This is a genomic window from Sphingomonas sp. IC4-52 (genome assembly GCF_020707225.1).
In the GTDB taxonomy this organism is placed as follows: Bacteria; Pseudomonadota; Alphaproteobacteria; order Sphingomonadales; family Sphingomonadaceae; genus Sphingomonas.
Genome location: NZ_JAJFEU010000002.1, coordinates 134,528 through 153,054, shown reverse-complemented (window position 1 = coordinate 153,054; position 18,527 = coordinate 134,528). Strand labels below are relative to the sequence as shown.

Genomic DNA, 18,527 nt, shown 5'->3' with positions numbered 1-18,527 from the left:
CGACGCAGCACAACCCGTTCAGTGCGGCAGCGCGCCCGCCTCCACCTTCTCGACCCAATAAGGGTAGAATGCTGGCTGGCGCGATGACCAGCCGGAGGCCGTAGCCGCCGCCTCGCTGATCGACTGCAGCAGCTTGCGCCGCAACTCGGGATGAAGGTGCGGCAGCGCTGCTGCGGCGCAAAACGCTCCCGGAAGCCAGGGGCGAACAGCGGCCCCGATCAGCCGTTCGTAGAGGAAGCGATAAGCCGAGAAGCTGGAAATCCGCTCCTGCCCCAGATCGAACGCGCTGACGGTGGTGAGCGGCCCCAGGAACCGCTCGACGGCATCAAGCCCGCTATCATCCGGTATTAGCGCCCGGATTTCCGGCAGGCGCATATAATGACGGGCCTGAGCGCGAATGCTGGCTGCCTCGACGACATCTCGTGACCAGCGTGCCATCGCGTCGTCGCGGTCCAGGCCTATATCGAGGCTGCGCCTGATGTAGCGCTGCGTCGACGCGGTGAAACTCGCGAATTCCTTCATCTCTGCCAGCGTCATCACGCCTTCTGCTGGCTTCATCCTGGCACTCATTGCGACCACCCCGCCCGCATTTTCGAAGTCGATCTTGATGCCAGGATGATCATCAAACATCCGGCGCCGAAAACCGACGCCGGATACGATCATGCCCCATGCCGCGCCGCAACATCATATGCGACGAACAGCAGCGAAATATTACGGAATGACGTCGGATGCGACTTTCGCGCAACATATCATGCGTCGCGTTGCCGCTCCTGCTCTTCATTGTAGCCGGAAGACGGCGCGGGATCGGCACGGCCGGGCTGAGTGCTCGACGGGGGATCAGACGCATCCATGGATTCGTCGAGCCCGGCGTCTAGCTGCGCGTCCTTGCTCTCGGGGTTTTTGTCGAGCCGCTTGGCGATTGATTCATCGCGACCGGCGTCCTGGGACGGAGGTTGTTGGGTCGGCATGGCGCTTCTCCTTTGAAACGGATCCTCAACGATCCACGCGCGAACCCTGTTCCTTGATCAGGGCTGGTCTTCGAGCCTGCGCACGTTGACCGTTTGGGCGAACAGATATGCCGTGCCGAAGATGGTCATGAATGCGATGTCGGTTGCGTCTCTCCCAACCGCCACGCGCGCAATGTCTGCGCAATTCGCCATGCCAGTGGCGTCAACAAGCCGCCACGCGCCGCCCAGCCACAATTCCGCGACTGCATGGAAGTCGGGAGGATCAACCCCGGGGGCATAGACGGCGACGCAGCGCGCGGGGATCTCCGCCGATCGCGCCAGGGCGACGAGTAGGTGCGCGTAGTCACGACACACGCCGCGCCGCTCGGCAAAGGTGGTGAGCGCGCTGCCGCGAGACTCGGTGGCGGCTGAGCTATATTCCAGCGCTCCCTGCACCCAGTCTACGAGCGCCGCAGCCAGCATACCGCCGGAAAGACCGGCAAACTGCCGTCGCACGAAATGTTCGAACCGGTCAGATTCGCAGTATCGGCTGGGTAGAAGGTAGCGAATCGTTTCCGGCGGCAGGAAGCGCACCGGCGTGGCGGGAAGCGAGCCGAGATCAACGGCCGGCCGTTCGACGCTCACTATCGCCCGATAATCAGCAACCAGCCGCTGCTCCGCACGTGCCCAGCAGCGCTGGCCGATGCCTTCCTCGCCGGCCACCGCACGAATGGGATTGTCGGAATGGATGACCAGCGATTCGGCCTCGATCCGCTGATCCGGCATCGCCGCCGTCTCGATCTGCAGCAGAACGTCCGCAGGCTCCGGGAATGCATAGTCGAGATGGACATCGATCGAGAGGCGCATCGCTTGCTCCTGCGCCGGCATCGTACGGCGAGATCATTAAGGTGTTTCCGGCGGAGCCGAGATTCTTTCTTGCCCGTGGATGATTTCACTCAGCGCCGATGCTCCTGCGCTCATCGGCGTTGGAGCCAAATAAAAAGGCCCGGCGGGTTTCCCCGCCGAGCCCCGTGTCTCAGCCTCGCTGCCGCTTATTCGCGGTTGCCGAGGAACGAGAGCAGGAACTGGAACATGTTGATGAAGTCCAGGTAGAGCGACAGCGCGCCCATGATCACTGCCTTGCCCATCATGTCCGTGCCGGCGACGTAGGCGTACATTTCCTTGATGCGCTGCGTGTCATAGGCAGTCAGGCCAGCGAACAGCAGCACGCCGATCGCGCTGATGCCCATCTGCAGGGCCGGGCTCTGCAGCCACAGGTTCAGCAGCGACGCCACGATCAGGCCCACGACGCCCATGATCAGGAACGTGCCGAAACCCGAGAGGTTACGCTTCGTCGTATAGCCATACAGGCTCAGCGACAGGAACGCGACCGACGTGGCGAAAAACGTCGTGGCGATCGAAGTGCCGGTGTAGACGAGGAAGATCGTCGACATCGACACGCCCATGATGCCAGCAAAGGCCCAGAAGATCGCCTGAGCCGCACCGGTCGAAAGGCGGTTGATGCCGAAGCTCAGCACCATCACGAACGCCAGCGGCGAGAACATCACGATGTATTTCAGAATACCGGGCGCAAGGAAGATCTGCGCCGCGAGGCTTTCACGCCCGCCACTGGCGAACAGCAGCGCGACGATGCCGGTGAGCAGCACGCCGGATGCCATGTAATTGTACACCGACAACATGTATTTGCGGAGACCCGCATCATATGTCGTGCCGCGCGTGCCCGGTACGCTCGCGCCGAAGGCATTCGCCGTCGGACGGGGGTCGGACCAGTTAGCCATTGTCAGTTTGCTCCTTCGTCCGGCAAATGGCCGGATACGCCTTCGAATATCGCGTGGACGTTCCCAAAGTTCAAGTTCGCGCCGTGTTGGCAACAGTTCGTCACAAAGAGGTGATCGCCGATGCACCGCTTGTTCGTCGCCCTTCGCCCGCCCCCTGCCATCCGCGACGGGCTTGCCGATGTGATGGACGGCGTACCGGGTGCCCGCTGGCAGGACGACGATCAGCTGCATCTGACCCTTCGGTTCATCGGCTCGGTCGATCGACCGGTGGCCGAGGACATCGCCGCCGCGCTGGGCGGTATCCATGCCGCGGCCGTGGAAGCGACCGTTTCCGGTGTCGGGCGGTTCGGTCAGCGGGGCCGCAACGAAGCGCTATGGGCGGGCATTGCGCCGCAGGAGCCGCTCGCCGCCATCCATCGCAAGGTCGATCAGGCGATGGTGCGCGTGGGGCTGGAGCCGGAACGACGCGCTTATCTCCCGCACATCACGCTTGCCCGCCTGCCGCGCGGCGTGAACGCCGGCCTTGAAGTGGAAGCGTGGCTGTCGCGTCACGCGGCCCTGACGAGCGGTCCCTTCGCGCTCCATCATCTGGTCCTGTATGAAAGCCATCTGGGGCGAAGCGGCGCGAGTTACGAGCCAATCGCCCGCTGGCCCCTGGATTGATCGTCTGTTACGCCCGGACACAAAGAACCGCACGAGGGGAGCAGGATGACCACGACCACGGACGGCGAATACCGCGCGACGGGCTATGCCTGGTACGTGCTCTCGATCCTGTTCGTGGTGTACATCCTCAACTTCATCGACAGGCAGGTGATCTCGATCCTGGCCGAGGACATCAAGCGCGACCTGAACCTTCGCGACGAGGATCTCGGCTTTCTTTACGGCACCGCGTTCGGCGTCTTCTACGCGCTGTTCGGCATTCCGCTCGGGCGGCTCGCCGATAGCTGGCACCGCGTCCGACTGATCAGCGTGGGCCTGGCGCTATGGTCGACCATGACCGCCTTGTCGGGCCTGTCGAAGACTGGGGGGCAGCTCGCCGCCGCGCGCATCGGGGTTGGCGTTGGCGAAGCGACCGCTAGTCCCTCCGCATATTCGCTGATCTCTGACTATTTTCCCAAGAAGCTGCGCGGCACCGCGCTTTCGATCTATTCGGCAGGCATTTACGTCGGCGCGGGCATTTCGCTCTTCATCGGCGGCCTGATCGTGCAGAGCTGGAATGCCGCCTATCCAAACGGGGGCCCGTTCGGCCTGGCCGGCTGGCAGGCGGCTTTCCTCGCGGTGGGCTTGCCCGGCATCGTCATCTCGCTGTGGATAGCCACGCTGCGTGAGCCTGTTCGCGGCCTTTCTGAAGGGCTGGCACAACCGCCACATCCCGCGCCGTTCAAAGCCTTCTTCGAAGAATTGCTGACGATCGTTCCGCCGTTCACCGTGATCGGTGCGGCTCGGCTGGGTACGCGAACCTTGCTTTGGAACTTGGTCGCCGCGGCCATCACCGCAGCAGCGATTGCGGTTCTTGTCACCCTGGGCGAGCCACTGCCGCAATGGTTGGCGGTAGGGATCGGCTGCTACGCCGTCTTCTCCTGGGCGAGTGCGCTGCGCCATCGCGATCCGCCGACCTTCGCGCTGATCGTCGGAACGCCGGCATTTCTGTGCACGGTGGTAGCGTACGGCCTCAACGCCTTTCTCAGCTACGCCGCCGGCTTCTGGGCGGCGCCCTACGCCATGCGCGAACTGGGCGTATCGCCAGCCGAAGCCGGGTTGATCCTGGGCGGAATGGGCGCCGTTTCGGGCTTCCTCGGGGTTACGGTTGGCGGCATCCTGGGCGACAAGCTACGTCAACGAAACGCCGGCGGACGGCTGATCATGGTGACACTGGGTGCCGTCGTGCCCGTTCCCTTTCTGGCGATCGGCTTCACCACTGACACGCCCCTCATACTCTATGCCTGCCTTTTCCTTGCCCAGTTCACGGCGAGCTGGGGCCTCGGCAATTCGGCCGCGACAACGCAGGATCTGGTGCTGCCACGCATGCGCGGCGCCGCCACCGCCACTTACTTCATCGGCACCACCTTGCTGGGCCTTGCGCTTGGCCCGTACCTCGCGGGTCGAGTGTCGTCGCTAACCGGCAGCCTCTCCACCGGCATGCTCTCCTTGCTGGTGACCGTGCCGATCACGCTTGGCGCTGCCATCGCTGCCTTCCGGCTCGTTCCCGCCGCCGAAGCAAGCCGCGAGGATCGCGCCCGTGCAGCCGGCGAGACCGACTTCACTTGATCCGCGTCGCATTGCGGATAGCGGCGCTGGTGCTGGCGCTGCTGTTTGCCGTTCCGTTCCACCTTCTTTGGCGGCTTCTGCGCCTGAGCTCGCCGTGGCCGAAATGGTTTCTGGGCAGCGTTGCGCGGATCATCGGCGCGCGTCGGCGAACGGTCGGCGCCCCGCTGCGGCGAGACGTGGTGTTTGTTTCCAATCACCTCAGCTGGATGGACATCCCCATCCTGGCGGGGCGCAACGGCAGTGCCTTTGTCGCGAAGGCGGAACTGAGGTCAGTTCCGCTGGTGGGTTGGCTTTGCACCCTGAACGGCACGATCTTCGTCCGCCGCGACGACCGCATGGCAGTCGCGGATCAGATCAACGCCCTGCGCGAGGCGCTGACGGAAGCCTGGGCGATCACGATCTTTCCCGAAGGCACGACGGGCGACGGGAAATCGCTGTTGCCGTTCAAGGCGGCGCTACTGGCCGTGCTCGATCCCCCGCCCCCGGGCGTGATGGTTCAGCCCGTGCACATCGATTATGGTGCCGCCACGGCGGAACTCGCCTGGGTCGGGGATGAGCCCGGCACGTCCCATGCGCTGCGCGTCCTGCGCCGACGCGGCACGTTCGTTGCAACCATCCACTTCTGCGACCCCTTCGATCCCCGCGACTTCCCCGGGCGTAAGGCGATCGCGGCGGAGGCGCGGGCGCGGATTGCGGCTGCCGGTGGCGAAAGGAGCCTGTCTCCGCTATAGGCGCCGCCCCATGAAGCCAGCGCCAAAAACCTTTGCCGTCAAATCCTTCGGCTGCCAGATGAACGTCTATGATGGCGAGCGCATGGCGGAATTGATGACGGCCGAGGGCATGACTCAAGCCGCCGATGCCAATGACGCGGATCTGGTGGTGCTCAACACTTGCCACATTCGTGAAAAAGCTACCGAGAAAGTGTTTTCCGATATCGGGCGCCTGCGGAAGCACGGGCGCGCGCCGATGATCGCCGTGGCAGGCTGCGTCGCCCAGGCCGAGGGGGAGGAAATCGTTCGCCGGGCCAAGGTCGACGTGGTGGTTGGTCCACAAGCCTATCACAACCTGCCGAAGCTGGTGGCCGAGGCAGCCGCCGGAAAGGCCGCGCTCGACACCGACATGCCCGTGATGTCGAAGTTCGGCGCCCTTCCCGCCCGCCGAAAGGTAGGGCCCAGCGCATTTCTGACGGTTCAGGAGGGCTGCGACAAGTTCTGCACCTATTGCGTCGTGCCATATACGCGGGGCGCCGAAGTGAGCCGGCCCTTTGCCGCGATCGTGGAAGAGGCAAAGGCGCTCGTCGATGCGGGGGCGCGCGAAATCACCCTGCTGGGCCAGAACGTCAACGCCTGGACAGATGGCGACAACCGTGGCCTCCACGACCTGATCCGAGCGCTGGATCGCATTCCGGGCCTCGCGCGGATCCGGTACACCACCAGTCATCCCAACGACATGGCACAGGGCCTGATCGACGCCCATCGCGATGTCGAGAGCCTGATGCCGTTCCTCCACCTACCGGTACAGGCAGGCAGTGATCGGGTGCTGAAGGCAATGAACCGCAGCCATAGTCGGGATTCCTATTTGCGTTTGCTCGACCGGGTCCGGGCCGCCCGTCCCGACATTGCCTTGTCTGGCGATTTCATCGTCGGCTTTCCGGGGGAGACCGACGCCGAGTTCAACGAGACCATGCGGCTGGTGGACGAGGTTGGCTATGCCCAGGCATTCAGCTTCAAGTACAGCCCGCGTCCCGGCACACCGGCGGCCGAGCTCGCTGATCAGACCCCGGAAGAGGTGATGGACGCGCGGCTGCAGCAACTGCAAGCCGCGCTGAACCGGGACCAGCTGGCGTTCAACGAAGGATCGGTGGGGCGGACATGCGACGTTCTGGTGGAGCGGCAAGGCAAGTACGCAGGCCAAATGCTGGGGAAATCGCCGTGGCTGCAATCAGTTCTTCTGTCCGGGGAACACAGGATCGGCGACCTGGTAACCGTTCAGCTTACCCATGGCGGCCCCAACTCTTTGAGGGGGCTATCCGATTTCGCTTCGGCGAACGAGGACAAGTTGTTGACAGTTCTTGCAAGAAGCGAGAGGCTGCGCGCACAAGAACAGGCAGGGGCCGCGATCAACGCCAGCATTATTGTATCCTGAAGATCGTCATTGCCGCGCGTCAGTGACGCTTTGGATATTTGATCCCTGCTCTTCCGGCGGAAGAGCAGTCGTTGGTTCGGCTAAGTCCCCTGCCTGAAGGAGTAGGGAGGACGATCAGATGTCGATTGTGGACGCACCCACTGGCGCGATGTGCCAGTGCCCCGCGTGTTCTGGCGGCGGCACACATCCTGAAGGCAAGATCTGGGATGACGGTCGGTACGTAGACTATAGCTCGCTTGATCCCGATGCTGGCGGCACTTACGCCGGCAAGCCGATCTGGGATGTCGGCACCATTTCCGCCAATCTTAATCGCACCGGCGACGATTGGTACACGAATAACTACGGCGAACTGGACGACGGCGTCCTGAATTTCGGCTTCTGGAAGAACTTCGCCGAAATCTCCAATAGCTACTACGTCAATGCCACTGGCACTGATTATTTCAGCGAAGCTGATCGCGAGACCTTCTCCGCCTTCAACGCAGATCAACGCGGTATCGCCCGCACCTCGATCGGCCTCTGGGACGATCTGATCGACATCTCCTTCCGGGAAACCAAGTCGTTCGACGCTGACATCACCTTCGGCAATACCGACACCGGCGGCGCGCAGGCCTACGCCTATCTGCCATTCGGCGACACGCTGGACGATCTCTACGAGACGCAATATGACTTTTCAGAAGTTGGCCGGCTCAGCGGTGACGTCTGGATTGACGGCTTCGTAGCTTCCAATTTCTTCCCGGTGGCGAACAGCTATTATGCCGTCACCACCATGATCCATGAAATCGGCCATGCGATCGGCCTTAGCCATCCCGGCGACTACGATGCGCTCGACGACGATGATGGTGATGGTGAGCCTGACCCGATCACCTATGCGAACGACGCCGCATTCGCGCAGGACTCGCGCCAATATTCGATCATGAGCTATTTCGACGCTTATGAGACTGGTGCGCAGCACATCGACTTCACGCTCACGAACTTCGCTTACGCAGCCACCCCGCTGGTGCACGACATTGCCGCCATCCAGGCCATTTATGGCGCGGACACCTCTACGCGCACCGGGAACACGACCTATGGCTTCGATTCGAACGCTGGCCGGGCTGCGTATGATTTCACCCTTAACACCCGGCCGATCGTGACCATCTGGGATGCCGGCGGCCGCGACACGATCAACTTCTCCGGCTGGGACACGCCTTCGATCATCGATCTGAACGAAGGCGCCTTCTCTTCCGGCGGTGGCGTGATCGAGTTCCCGTCGCTTGAGGAAGTGAATGCCAATCGTGAGGCGCTCGGTTTCGCACCGCGCACCCAGGAGCAGTACGACTTCTATGTCGCCCTGCGTGAGGAACTCGGGCTCGAAAACGGCCTGTTCACCGACAACATCTCGATTGCTTATGGCACGGTAATCGAGAACGCCGTGGGCGGCGGCGGTGATGACCTTATTGTCGTCAACAGCGCGGCAAACCGGGTTGACGGCGGCGCGGGTGTGGACACCGTGAGCTACGAAAGCGCAACGGCTGCCGTGACAGTGTCGCTCGCCAACGGCATGGGATCGGCGGGTGCGGGTGGTGATCGCCTCACCAGCATCGAGGGCCTGATCGGCTCTGCCTTTGCAGATCGGCTCACGGGCAATAGCGGCGCGAACATCCTTGAGGGTGGAGCCGGAGACGATCGCCTGACGGGCGGCGGCGGCCGCGATACCTACGTCTTCAAGCTTGCCGCGGGCGGCACTGGTATCGATCGTATCACGGACTTCAACCGCGACGACATCATCGTCACTGACAAGGCCCTCTCCGATCCCAACAACGACGACATCATCAAGATCGGCAGCAACGGCAAACTGGTACTGGACGCCGCAACGGACTCCCGCGTCATCCTGCAGAACTTCGAGGTCGGCAGCGGCATCAACTTCCTGGGCGAACGGGATGGGCTGTTCTACTACGGCTATGCCAGCGACACGCCCCGGATCGACAAGCCGGTAACCAGCGCGTTCGCCGCCGGACGCGTCTATGAGGCGCCTGTTCCGTTCTCCGAGGCGATCGGTGGCGACCTGTTCGCGCCCAGCACGACGAGCACGCCAACGGTCAACGCCAATGCATTCTCGCTCGACGACATGCGGCTCGCCAGTGGTTCGGCCTCGGCGGGCGCCGGAGGTGTGGCGAGCTTCGAGCCGGCACTCCTCTATACGCAGGCGTCGCCGGTCCATTCGCTGGATACGATCAACTGCGTTATTGCCTGACGTGATCAGGGGCGGCGCCGGGTCGATTGCGGTATATTCGCAACGATCCGGCGCCGTTTCCGTTTGTGGGCGTGATGGGACTTACACTTGCCCGTTGCCGCTGCCACATTGGTGGCGCATGACGCACCTTCAGGGAGCCAGATGAGCCGAAAGCCCGTAGCCGCCCAAGCGGGCGATCGCAGCAGGGTCGAACTAACCTTCGATCGTCCCCAACTGCTCAGTGCCTTGTTCGGCCAATATGATCGTAACTTGGTAGCGTTGGAGAACCGCCTGGGGGTTTACATTACCGCGCGCGGCAATCGCGTCGGGCTGGAGGGAACCGCTGAACAGGTCGCGCTTGCGCGCGACGTTCTAAACGATCTCTACGTTCGCATTCAGCGCGGCGAAGAAGTTGACTCGGGGCTGGTCGATGCGTCGATCGCCATGGCGGCCGAACCGACGCTGGATGGTATCATTTCCGCCGAAAAGACGGGCGGCGCACCGCCCATCATGATACGAACACGCAAGAAGACCATCGTCCCGCGGACACCCGCGCAGGCGCATTATATGCGCGAGCTTGTTCACAACGACATGATCTTCGCGCTCGGCCCGGCCGGCACCGGCAAGACGTATCTGGCAGTAGCGCAGGCGGTGGCGCAGTTGATCACCGGCAGTGTGCAGCGCCTGATCCTGTCGCGTCCTGCGGTGGAGGCGGGCGAACGGCTCGGCTTTCTTCCCGGAGACATGAAGGAAAAGGTCGATCCCTACCTTCGGCCGCTTTACGATGCGCTGTACGATTGCCTTCCTGCCGAACAGGTGGAGCGACGAATCGCCAGTGGCGAGATCGAAATCGCCCCAATCGCGTTCATGCGCGGCCGCACGCTATCTGACGCTTTCGTGATCCTGGACGAGGCGCAGAATACGACGCCTGCGCAGATGAAGATGTTTCTGACCCGTTTTGGCCAGAATAGCCGGATGGTGATCTGCGGCGATCCCAACCAGACCGACCTTCCTGGCGGCGTGGCGGCGAGCGGCCTCGCCGACGCCACTATGCGGCTGGAAGGTGTGGAGGGCATCGCAATGGTTCGCTTCACCGCCGCGGACGTGGTGCGCCATCCAATCGTCGGCCGGATCGTCGAGGCATATGAAGGGCGCGACGCTTGACGGCCTTGGCACTCCGGCTGTGCTGTGACGCACCCGCATGCGCTAGCGGCAGTGCATCAGGGCGCAGGTCACGCCCTCTCGCCCCAGCGATGCCGCTCCACAAGTGCGGCAAATTGGTGCAGACGGATCTCACATGATTGACGTTGCCCTCCTTCAGGAAGAGCCCTGGCCCGACGGCCCTTGGGAAACGCTTGCTGGTGCCGCTGTGCGCGCTGCGATCGGCGCCACCCCGTTTGGCACATTGCTCGACACCCGAGCCGCCGTTGAGGTGAGTATCCGCCTGACCTCCAATCAGGAGGTGCAGACTCTCAATTCCCAGTATCGCGGCAAGGACAAGCCCACCAACGTGCTGTCCTTTCCGATGGTACAGCCCGACCTGATCGATACGGTCAGCCACAATTCGGACGATGGCGAGGTTTTGCTGGGCGATATCGTGCTCGCGCACGGCGTCTGCGTGGCTGAGGCGGCGGATCGCGGGATCAGTGTCGAGGATCACCTTTCCCACCTGATCGTGCATGGCAGCTTGCATCTGCTGGGCTATGATCACATGAGCGACGACGAAGGGGATGCGATGGAAGCGATCGAGCGGGACGCGCTCGCCACGCTCGGCATCGCGGATCCCTATGCCATACGAGAGGACTAAGTGTCCGAGGACCGAAGTAGCGCCGGAAACGGCGAGCCGAATGAAGGCAGTATCTGGCGTGGCCTGCGCACTCTGATCTTCGGGGATTCCGAAGAAGCAACGCTGCGTGATGTCCTCGAGGCGGCAATCGACCGTCATGAGGAGGACCCGGGCCCCGACAGCAAGGGTGATCTAACCCCGCTCGAACGGCAGATGGTGCGCAACCTGCTCCATTTCAGCGAGCGGGATGCAGGCGACGTGGGCGTACCGCGTGCCGACATCATCGCGGTAGAAGAACAGACCACCTTCGATGAGGTCGTGCACGTCTTTGCCGACGCCGGCGTCAGCCGACTACCGGTCTATCGTGAGCGCCTCGATACGATCATCGGCATGGTTCACATCAAGGACGTGTTCTCTATTCTTGCGGGCGACGGCCCGCGGCCGGCCGACATCACCGGCCTGATCCGGCAGCCGTTGTTCGTGCCTATGAGCCGTGGTGCGCTCGATCTGCTCGCCGACATGCGCCAGACGCGTGTTCACCTGGCGGTGGTGCTGGACGAATATTCCGGCACCGAGGGGCTGGTGACGATCGAGGACCTGATCGAAGAAATCGTCGGTGAGATTGAGGATGAACACGACGAGGCGCCAGAAACCATGCTCGTGCCCCTGGACGGCGGCGCATGGGAGGCGACGGCCCGGGTAGAGCTGGAGGACGTCGGCAAAGTCGTGGATCCTCGCCTTGCGGAGGCGGAGAGCGACGTCGACACGATCGGCGGACTGACCGCGGTTCTCGCGGGCCGGGTGCCGGAGCCAGGCGACTGTATCGATCACCCCAGCGGCTGGCGAATTGAAGTCATCGACGCGGACGAACGGCGGATCAACCGTGTCCGCCTTCATCCGCCGGTGCCCGAGCCGGGAGAGGACTGACACCGCTCATCCGGCTGGTGGGCCGCCTGCGCCATCAAGCCAGCCGGGCTCGTCAGGCAGGCAAGTGACCTGCCCCAAGAAGCGAGGCAGGCTTTGCCCCAAACTTCAGTCCAGCGTCAGCGGAAGTTGTCGGCGTAGCTCTGCAGCTTCAGCTTCTTCTCGGGCGCCGGGACCACGACATAGGCAATGCCTTCGCGCTCGGCATATTCCTTTGCCGCCTCAAGCGTCGCAAAGCCAAGACGGACTTGCCCCTGCGTGTCTCCGCTTCCGGCCCATCCGGTCAGCGGATCAGGGCGCTGCGCCTCGCGCGGTTCAAATTCGAGCTGCCAGAGATCGGTGCGGTGCTTGCCCGATTGCATGGCGTTCTTCGGGCGCTGATAGATACGGGCGGTCGGCATGAGCACGTCCTTATCGCGATCCGCGCGCTCTTGCATCGGCATTTTTCGTTCGCAGCGTCGCCGAGGCAGCGGCTGGATCGTCCGGCCAGGGGTGCCGAGGATATCGGCCGCGCATCTCCTTGGCGACCGCTCTCCAGCTGCCGGCCCAAAAGCCAGGAAGATCCCGGGTAGTCTGGATCGGTCGCCCCGCGGGTGACGTCAGCGACAGGACGAGGGGCACCCGATCAGCGCCGATGGTGGGATGCTCACCAAGCCCGAATAGCGCCTGCACACGCAACTCGACCCTGGGGCCGCCCTCCGCCGCGTAATCGATGGCGTGGGTGCTGCCAGCGGGACTGGTGAAATTGGCCGGCGCCATGCGCTCGATCCGCTGCGTCTCCTCCCATGACAGCAGATTGCGGAGCGCATCGGTCAGCGCCCCCGATGACACCGCATCGAGCCGCCGCTTGCCGGCCAACAATGGGGGGAGCCACTCGTCCAGCCGCTCCTCCAGGGATTGGTCGTCGAAAGGCAATCCTGCATAGATGGCGCGCTGTCGAAAGGCGCGTGCGCCCTCGCTCCAGGGCAGCAATGAAAGTCCATGCCGCCGCACGCCATCCACCAGTGCCGCCTCGATGGTTGCTGCTGATGCATCGGGATCGGGGGCGCTGGCGAGGCGGATTGCGCCAAGGCGGCGCTCCCGCATCGGACGCACGCCGCCCGTCGCAGCATCGAATTCGGCGAGATGACGCGTTTCGATCCGGTCGCCAAAAAGCGCAACGACCGTTTCTTCATCGATCGGCACGGCAGAAAGGATGCGAGCGCCGGCGGCCATCCCCTGAGTCTCCGCGACGGCGAGCCATTCCTCACGCGCAAGTGAGGAAGCGGAGTCGAGCTTGAAGCCGCGACCGCCGACCGAGGCCCAGCGCTCGCCCGATGCATCTCGCCGACGCGCAATCCGGTCGGGAAAGGCAAGCGCAACTGCCACCTCAAGGCCCCGAGCTGCCAACGGGAGAGCGTCCGGCGCATCCGCGGCAGGCCGAGGAGCGACACGGCTCCATCGCTCGGCAAGTTGCTTCGCGGCTCTCGCTTTAGGTGTGGCGTCGCTTCGCCAACGACGCCTGCGAAGTTCGAGGTCTGGATCGTTGCCCCCTAGCCCGCGCTCCCCCAACAGCACCGCCACGTCGGCGGCCTCGCGAGCGAAGCCCAGTTCCGCCGCGCGGAGCAGCATGTGCGCGAGACGAGGCGGCATCGGCAAGGCAGCGATGGATCGGCCGTGCTGCGTCGGGCGTCCATCAAGGTCGATCGCTTCGAGCGTCAGTAATCGAGCGCGCGCTTCCGCCAGTGCCGCGTCCGGAGGCGGGTCGATCCAGGACAGATCCCGCGGATCGGCAACGCCCCAGATCGCGCTGGCGAGCACCAACGAGGAAAGATCCGCTTCGAGGATTTCCGGCGGGTCGAACCGCGGCAATCCAGCCGTGGCTGCCTCTTCCCACAAGCGAAAGGCCACGCCAGGGCCTTGGCGTGCCGCGCGGCCGGCGCGCTGCGTGACAGAAGCCTGGCTCGCGCGCTCGGTCACCAGCCGCGTCATGCCGGCGGCGCGATCATAGCGGGGACGGCGTGCCAAGCCGGAGTCGACAACGATCCGGATGCCGTCGAGGGTGAGGCTGGTTTCCGCTATCGAAGTGGCAAGCACCAGCTTGCGTCGCCCCTCTGAGTCCGGGCGAATGGCGGCGCGCTGAGCCGTGGGATCAAGGCTGCCGTGCAAACGGTGAAGCGTGATCCCCGGCATGCCCTCCAGGCGCTCAGCAGTTCGTTCAATCTCGGCCACCCCGGGGAGAAAGGCGAGGATCCCACCTTCCGCTTCGCGCAGTGCCCGACGGACCGCCGAAGCCACTGCGTCCTCGATTCGATCCTCGTTGCGCCCGAGATGAACGAGCGACAGCGGCCAGCTACGTCCCGCGCTTTCGATGACCGGTGCGTCCCCCAGCAGCGCGGCAAAACGCGCCCCGTCGAGGGTGGCCGACATGGCGATCAGCCGCAAATCCTCGCGCAAGCCCGCCTGGGCGTCGATCGCCAGCGCCAAGCCGAAGTCGCCGTCCAGGCTGCGCTCGTGGACCTCGTCGAACAGAACCGCGGACACGCCGGCAAGCTCCGGATCGCGCTGAATTCGGGCCGTAAAGATGCCTTCGGTGACAACGATGACGCGGGTCTCGGCCGATCGCTTCGTGTCGAGCCGGGTGGCATAGCCGTAGGTCTTCCCCACTGGCTCGCCCGCGAGGGCGGCCATCCTTTCGGCGGCAGCGCGTGCTGCGAGCCGTCGGGGCGACAGAAGCAAAATCTCACCCGTGCACCAGGGCTGATCCAGCAACGCTGGCGCGACGGCCGTCGTCTTGCCGGCGCCCGGTGGGGCTACAAGCACCGCGGACGATCGATCGCGCAACGCGGCGAGCAGGTCCGGCAGAACGGCGTGGATCGGCAAGTCGCTGGCACCCATCATTCGCGTCCTGTGGCAGGCACGTGCCGCGATTTGAAGCCGTTCCGGATGCCGGTGTCAGCGAAGCGCCGTCACCTCCGGCGTGCGCAGGCAGCCTGCAATCCTGCCTTCATCGCCGCGGGGAGCTTCCGACGTTGCGAGCGGCACCTCCACCGGCGCCCCTGGGCCTGCCGGCGCGAACTGCGCGGGATCATAGCCTGCACAGCGCATGATCGATGACAGCATTCGGGGCGGGGTGTCTCGTCCCTCATAGCTGAGGCGGAAGGTGCCCCAATGGATCGGGATCGCCCGCGACGGTGCCATGCGGTGAAAGACGCGAACCGCGTCAGGGGGGCCGATATGGCTTCCCGTTCCCATCTGCCCCGGCGTGAAGCGAAACGCGCCAACGGGAATCAGCGCCAGACGGACCGGCCCATGCGACGCCGCTTCGCGCGGCCACTTGCCGTCGCCTAATCCCGTATCGCCAGCGAAGAAAAGGTTGCCGCCTGGCAAACGGATCGTGAAGGCAGACCAAAGCGCGCGATTGCGATCAGTGAACCACCGGCTCCCCCAATGATGATTGCGGGAAACGATTACGTCCACATCTGATCGGACAGCAATCCGCTGTCCCCAGTCCAGCGCGGTTGCGGGCACGCCAGCTTGGCCGATCACGCTGTCGTTCCCCAGACTGGTGACGATCAACGGGCGGTCACGCGCCCACAGCCTCTTCAGGCTCGCCTTGTCGAGGTGATCATAGTGATTGTGGCTGACGAGGACGAGATCGATCTTGGGCAAGTCTTCGAAGCGCACGCCCGGTGCCATCACCCGCTTTGGACCAAAGCCAAGCGGACCCGCACGATCGGACCAGACGGGATCCGTCAGGATGTTCAATCCCCGCGTTTGAACCAGCACCGTGGCGTGCCCGATCCAGGTCGCAACCATGCGGTCCCCGTCGACCCGGCGGGCCGGCACCGTTGACCTCACCGCCACCTTTTCAGGCCAGGGCGGACGACCGTCGCCTCCGCTCAGATAGCGCCAGAAGAAGCCCGATCGACTGCCGCCGGTGGGCACGCGAAGGGTGTCTTCCTCCCCGTCGGGATTGAAGAAGCGTTCGCCATCGAAGTGCGCGCTCGTCGGCCCCCGATAATAAATGCGGTCCAGAAAGCGGGGGACGATCGCGATCGCGAGACCCGCCGCAACCAACAGAAACAACACCGCCGACGTGGCAACCCTCAGAAACCGCGCCAACCCATCTCCCCCGCCATCTCTCTCGCCATATCGGCAGCAAACGCACGGCCGCGATTTTCAGCCCAGCAGTTCGTCCCGGACGTGATTGGCCTCCATGGATTTGCTCACCTCGATCATGAAACAGGCAAGGCTGGCGATCAGCAGCAGCATCGCCAGGATGAATGCGATGGCCACGAGCTGCCCGATATGCAGACTGGCCAGCACGGCGACGAACAAGGTTGCGACGACGGCGCAGGTCATCACGGCAGAACTCACGGCCAGGAACAGCGCCCGATTGATGATCGTCATGCGACGATCGAGGAGTCGCAGCTCCCACAGGTGCCGATCGTGGTCACTGCTTGAAGCGCGGGGCAGCATAGCTTCCAGGGTGCGCGCGCGATCGATGACGCGGGACAACCTTCCGGCAAGCACGTTCAGCAGCGCGCCAATGCCGGCAAGCATGAAAACGGGGCTGAGCGATAGCTGGATCGTCTGCGCGATCGTCAGCACCTCTGGCGAATAAGGCATTTCAAGGGTTGTGGCGCGCCGGCGACGAGCCAGCAAGTTGCAACATGCTGGTAACGGGATTTGGATTAAGGGCCGCTCATGTCGAAGCACTTGTCACCACGCGCGCTACATAGCCTCGGCAACGGCGCCCGTGCGCAGGTGGTGGACGGGATTCCAGCCGTTATCGATGAGATTGCGGAGGCAGCTGCGGCGAGCCACGCTTTTCTGCGTCGCGCCTGGTTTGAGGCCGCGTTTCAGGCTTACGGCGGGCGGGCACGAACGCTGATCGTGACCGAGTGCGACCGCCCTGTGCTCGCCTTGCCGATGCGCTCCGTCGGCCTCGCAAGAGGGGGGGTGGCGACGGTTCCTGGGTGTTTTTGGCCGTTCCGCAGCTTTCCAACGGCCATTTCTGCGGGGGAGCCGGCCATCAATGCCGCGCTTGCCGCGCTGGCCCAGAATGTCCGCGCGCTGCGCATTGGCCCCGTCTACGACGGCGATGTTTCGGCCGCACCGTTGATCGAGGCGGCGCGCGCACGCGGCTGGGCCGTGCTGAGCCGAACGGTCGCGACCAGCTTCCTGCTGGACATGGCGGCAGCGCGTGCGGCCGGCACCTGGCCGCGCAACTCGACGCTGCGCAAGAACCGCTTCCACGAAAAACATCTGGCGGAGCACGGCGCGCTCGGATGGTCGTTCCTGTCCGGCGCGGATTGGCCCGCCGCCTTCGACGATCTTGCAACGGTGGAATGGGCGAGTTGGATCGCGAGCCGCACGGACGGGCGGGATGCGAAGTTCACCCGCGCAGGCCACGGCGCCTTCTGGCGAGCAGCCGCCGTCGATCCGGTGTTGGCGCGCATGTTCCGCGCAGCGATGCTGACGGTGGACGGAAGACCGGCGGCCTTTTCCTTCGACATCGATGCGGGCGACCTGAAATATGCGATCGCCAACAGCTACGACCCCGCCTTCGCGAAGCATTCGCCGGGCAAGTTGCTTTATTACCGCAACCTGACCGCTGCGATCGAGCGAGGCATCACTCGGGTCGACTGGGGCGCTGGCGACAGCGGCTACAAGCGTACCATCGGGGCGGAGGCCGGTCCGGCGATCCGGGACTGGCTGTTGCTGCGACCCGGCTTGCCGGCGACGCTGGCGTCAGTGATCAGTCTGGCGTGGCGGGACCGGTAAGGATCGCCTCCACCGCATCGATCATGCCGTCCAGCGCGACCGGCTCACCCCAATAAGGGTGATCCGCGCCGGCGCCTGCATCCCGAGCCGCCTCTCGTCCGGCAAGAAGCGTGCGCAGGGACAGGCCGGCGAACAGCAGCCGTTGGTTGACCAATGCGTGCGGGAGATGATCGAGCAACCGGTGGAAGTGCGTGAGGCAGCGCACGTAACCTTCGGAATGCTCGCCGCCCGCCCATTCGTCGAACATCTGGCGACGCTCGGTCTGCATGCTGGTCATGAAGCGGAAATAAGTCTCGCCCTCCCCAGTCTCGCCCTTCAGTTCGGCATTGGGCACCACCAGCGCACGAACGACATCGCGAAGGCTGAGGTCCCCCCGCGCTTCCGCCTCGTCCAACATGCGCATACGCGAATCGTCGATCAGGTCCGCGCCCTCGACCACCAGCTCGCGCAGCAGGTCGTCCTTGCTGCCGAAATAATAGTGGACGGCGGCGGCGTTGCGCTGCCCGGCAGCTTCCACGATCTCGCGCATGCCGACGGCAGCAATGCCCCGCTCGGCAAAAAGCCGGCGCGCAGCGCGCTTTAGCTCGTTTCGGGTGGTGCCACCACGGCCGGCGGATTGGGGACGCACAAGGTTCATGCGGCCGGAGCATCGGCGAAGCCGCCGCGCGGTTCAAGTC

Annotated in this window: 18 protein-coding genes; 9 read left to right on the top strand and 9 right to left on the bottom strand. The window is 64.2% G+C overall.

The window, feature by feature from the left end; genetic code table 11:
- Positions 1 to 18 precede the first annotated feature (18 nt).
- From LK535_RS07120 to LK535_RS07105, 4 genes are all read right to left on the bottom strand, one after another.
- The gene (locus LK535_RS07120; protein ID WP_415837108.1) at positions 19 to 558 is read right to left on the bottom strand and encodes a hypothetical protein; all 540 of its coding nucleotides are present in this window, start codon (positions 556 to 558) and stop codon (positions 19 to 21) included.
- A gap of 191 nt (positions 559 to 749) precedes the next feature.
- Complete coding sequence (locus LK535_RS07115; protein ID WP_321576544.1) at positions 750 to 968, bottom strand: hypothetical protein; 219 nt, start codon at positions 966 to 968, stop codon at positions 750 to 752.
- Positions 969 to 1,025: 57 nt separating this feature from the next.
- Positions 1,026 to 1,814, bottom strand: a complete 789-nt coding sequence (locus tag LK535_RS07110; RefSeq protein WP_227771216.1) for a transglutaminase-like domain-containing protein — start codon at positions 1,812 to 1,814, stop codon at positions 1,026 to 1,028.
- A 185-nt stretch (positions 1,815 to 1,999) separates the two neighbouring features.
- Positions 2,000 to 2,746 carry a Bax inhibitor-1 family protein gene (locus LK535_RS07105; RefSeq protein ID WP_227771215.1) on the bottom strand — a complete coding sequence of 249 codons (747 nt, stop codon included), beginning with the start codon at positions 2,744 to 2,746 and terminating at the stop codon, positions 2,000 to 2,002.
- A 120-nt stretch (positions 2,747 to 2,866) separates the two neighbouring features.
- On the opposite strand from LK535_RS07105, the gene thpR reads away from it, so the two are divergent.
- The 8 genes from thpR to LK535_RS07065 all read left to right on the top strand — a co-directional run bounded on the left by thpR (position 2,867) and on the right by LK535_RS07065 (position 12,084).
- Positions 2,867 to 3,409 carry an RNA 2',3'-cyclic phosphodiesterase gene (gene thpR, locus LK535_RS07100; protein ID WP_227771214.1) on the top strand — a complete coding sequence of 181 codons (543 nt, stop codon included), beginning with the start codon at positions 2,867 to 2,869 and terminating at the stop codon, positions 3,407 to 3,409.
- A gap of 45 nt (positions 3,410 to 3,454) precedes the next feature.
- Entirely contained in the window at positions 3,455 to 5,014 is a 1,560-nt protein-coding gene (locus LK535_RS07095; RefSeq protein ID WP_227771213.1) for a spinster family MFS transporter, read from the top strand.
- Complete coding sequence (locus LK535_RS07090) at positions 5,011 to 5,745, top strand: lysophospholipid acyltransferase family protein (RefSeq protein ID WP_227771212.1); 735 nt, start codon at positions 5,011 to 5,013, stop codon at positions 5,743 to 5,745. Before LK535_RS07095 ends, LK535_RS07090 begins: the two co-directional genes overlap by 4 nt.
- Positions 5,746 to 5,755: 10 nt before the next feature.
- On the top strand, positions 5,756 to 7,159 hold the full coding sequence (gene miaB / locus LK535_RS07085; protein WP_227771211.1) for a tRNA (N6-isopentenyl adenosine(37)-C2)-methylthiotransferase MiaB: 1,404 nt from the start codon (positions 5,756 to 5,758) through the stop codon (positions 7,157 to 7,159).
- A 118-nt stretch (positions 7,160 to 7,277) separates the two neighbouring features.
- A complete protein-coding gene (locus tag LK535_RS07080; RefSeq protein ID WP_227771210.1) occupies positions 7,278 to 9,392 on the top strand; it encodes a M10 family metallopeptidase C-terminal domain-containing protein in 2,115 nt (704 codons plus the stop codon).
- Positions 9,393 to 9,533: 141 nt separating this feature from the next.
- Positions 9,534 to 10,535, top strand: coding sequence for a PhoH family protein (locus tag LK535_RS07075; RefSeq protein ID WP_227771209.1), 1,002 nt, complete (start codon positions 9,534 to 9,536; stop codon positions 10,533 to 10,535).
- 133 nt (positions 10,536 to 10,668) lie between these two features.
- Positions 10,669 to 11,178 (top strand): rRNA maturation RNase YbeY, encoded by a 510-nt coding sequence (ybeY, locus tag LK535_RS07070; RefSeq protein ID WP_227771208.1) that lies wholly within the window; start codon positions 10,669 to 10,671, stop codon positions 11,176 to 11,178.
- On the top strand, positions 11,179 to 12,084 hold the full coding sequence (locus LK535_RS07065) for a hemolysin family protein (RefSeq protein ID WP_227771207.1): 906 nt from the start codon (positions 11,179 to 11,181) through the stop codon (positions 12,082 to 12,084).
- A gap of 116 nt (positions 12,085 to 12,200) precedes the next feature.
- Here LK535_RS07065 and LK535_RS07060 read toward each other — a convergent pair whose 3' ends face one another.
- From LK535_RS07060 to LK535_RS07045, 4 genes are read right to left on the bottom strand one after another with little or no spacing between them, the layout of a single operon-like run.
- On the bottom strand, positions 12,201 to 12,482 hold the full coding sequence (locus tag LK535_RS07060; protein WP_227771206.1) for an ETC complex I subunit: 282 nt from the start codon (positions 12,480 to 12,482) through the stop codon (positions 12,201 to 12,203).
- Positions 12,483 to 12,492: 10 nt separating this feature from the next.
- Positions 12,493 to 14,958 (bottom strand): ATP-dependent helicase HrpB, encoded by a 2,466-nt coding sequence (gene hrpB, locus LK535_RS07055; protein ID WP_227771205.1) that lies wholly within the window; start codon positions 14,956 to 14,958, stop codon positions 12,493 to 12,495.
- Between the two features lie 57 nt (positions 14,959 to 15,015).
- Entirely contained in the window at positions 15,016 to 16,185 is a 1,170-nt protein-coding gene (locus LK535_RS07050) for an MBL fold metallo-hydrolase (RefSeq protein WP_227771204.1), read from the bottom strand.
- 57 nt (positions 16,186 to 16,242) lie between these two features.
- The gene (locus tag LK535_RS07045) at positions 16,243 to 16,692 is read right to left on the bottom strand and encodes a DUF2721 domain-containing protein (RefSeq protein ID WP_227771203.1); all 450 of its coding nucleotides are present in this window, start codon (positions 16,690 to 16,692) and stop codon (positions 16,243 to 16,245) included.
- A 78-nt stretch (positions 16,693 to 16,770) separates the two neighbouring features.
- Here LK535_RS07045 and LK535_RS07040 point away from each other — a divergent pair, with 78 nt between their 5' ends.
- Positions 16,771 to 17,850, top strand: coding sequence for a GNAT family N-acetyltransferase (locus LK535_RS07040; RefSeq protein WP_227771202.1), 1,080 nt, complete (start codon positions 16,771 to 16,773; stop codon positions 17,848 to 17,850).
- Here LK535_RS07040 and LK535_RS07035 read toward each other — a convergent pair.
- Positions 17,825 to 18,487: a TetR/AcrR family transcriptional regulator gene (locus LK535_RS07035; protein ID WP_227771201.1), complete on the bottom strand. Its 663-nt coding sequence runs from the start codon at positions 18,485 to 18,487 to the stop codon at positions 17,825 to 17,827. The genes LK535_RS07040 and LK535_RS07035 overlap by 26 nt on opposite strands.
- Positions 18,488 to 18,527: the final 40 nt, after the last annotated feature.

Excerpts from the sequence above, each read along its gene's own strand:
- LK535_RS07120 (WP_415837108.1), bottom strand. The coding sequence starts at position 558 with ATGAAGCCAGCAGAAGGCGTGATGACGCTGGCAGAGATGAAGGAATTC.
- LK535_RS07115 (WP_321576544.1), bottom strand. The coding sequence starts at position 968 with ATGCCGACCCAACAACCTCCGTCCCAGGACGCCGGTCGCGATGAATCA.
- LK535_RS07110 (WP_227771216.1), bottom strand. The coding sequence starts at position 1,814 with ATGCGCCTCTCGATCGATGTCCATCTCGACTATGCATTCCCGGAGCCT.
- LK535_RS07105 (WP_227771215.1), bottom strand. The coding sequence starts at position 2,746 with ATGGCTAACTGGTCCGACCCCCGTCCGACGGCGAATGCCTTCGGCGCG.
- thpR (WP_227771214.1), top strand. The coding sequence starts at position 2,867 with ATGCACCGCTTGTTCGTCGCCCTTCGCCCGCCCCCTGCCATCCGCGAC.
- LK535_RS07095 (WP_227771213.1), top strand. The coding sequence starts at position 3,455 with ATGACCACGACCACGGACGGCGAATACCGCGCGACGGGCTATGCCTGG.
- miaB (WP_227771211.1), top strand. The coding sequence starts at position 5,756 with ATGAAGCCAGCGCCAAAAACCTTTGCCGTCAAATCCTTCGGCTGCCAG.
- LK535_RS07080 (WP_227771210.1), top strand. The coding sequence starts at position 7,278 with ATGTCGATTGTGGACGCACCCACTGGCGCGATGTGCCAGTGCCCCGCG.
- LK535_RS07075 (WP_227771209.1), top strand. The coding sequence starts at position 9,534 with ATGAGCCGAAAGCCCGTAGCCGCCCAAGCGGGCGATCGCAGCAGGGTC.
- ybeY (WP_227771208.1), top strand. The coding sequence starts at position 10,669 with ATGATTGACGTTGCCCTCCTTCAGGAAGAGCCCTGGCCCGACGGCCCT.
- LK535_RS07060 (WP_227771206.1), bottom strand. The coding sequence starts at position 12,482 with ATGCCGACCGCCCGTATCTATCAGCGCCCGAAGAACGCCATGCAATCG.
- hrpB (WP_227771205.1), bottom strand. The coding sequence starts at position 14,958 with ATGGGTGCCAGCGACTTGCCGATCCACGCCGTTCTGCCGGACCTGCTC.
- LK535_RS07045 (WP_227771203.1), bottom strand. The coding sequence starts at position 16,692 with ATGCCTTATTCGCCAGAGGTGCTGACGATCGCGCAGACGATCCAGCTA.
- LK535_RS07040 (WP_227771202.1), top strand. The coding sequence starts at position 16,771 with ATGTCGAAGCACTTGTCACCACGCGCGCTACATAGCCTCGGCAACGGC.
- LK535_RS07035 (WP_227771201.1), bottom strand. The coding sequence starts at position 18,487 with ATGAACCTTGTGCGTCCCCAATCCGCCGGCCGTGGTGGCACCACCCGA.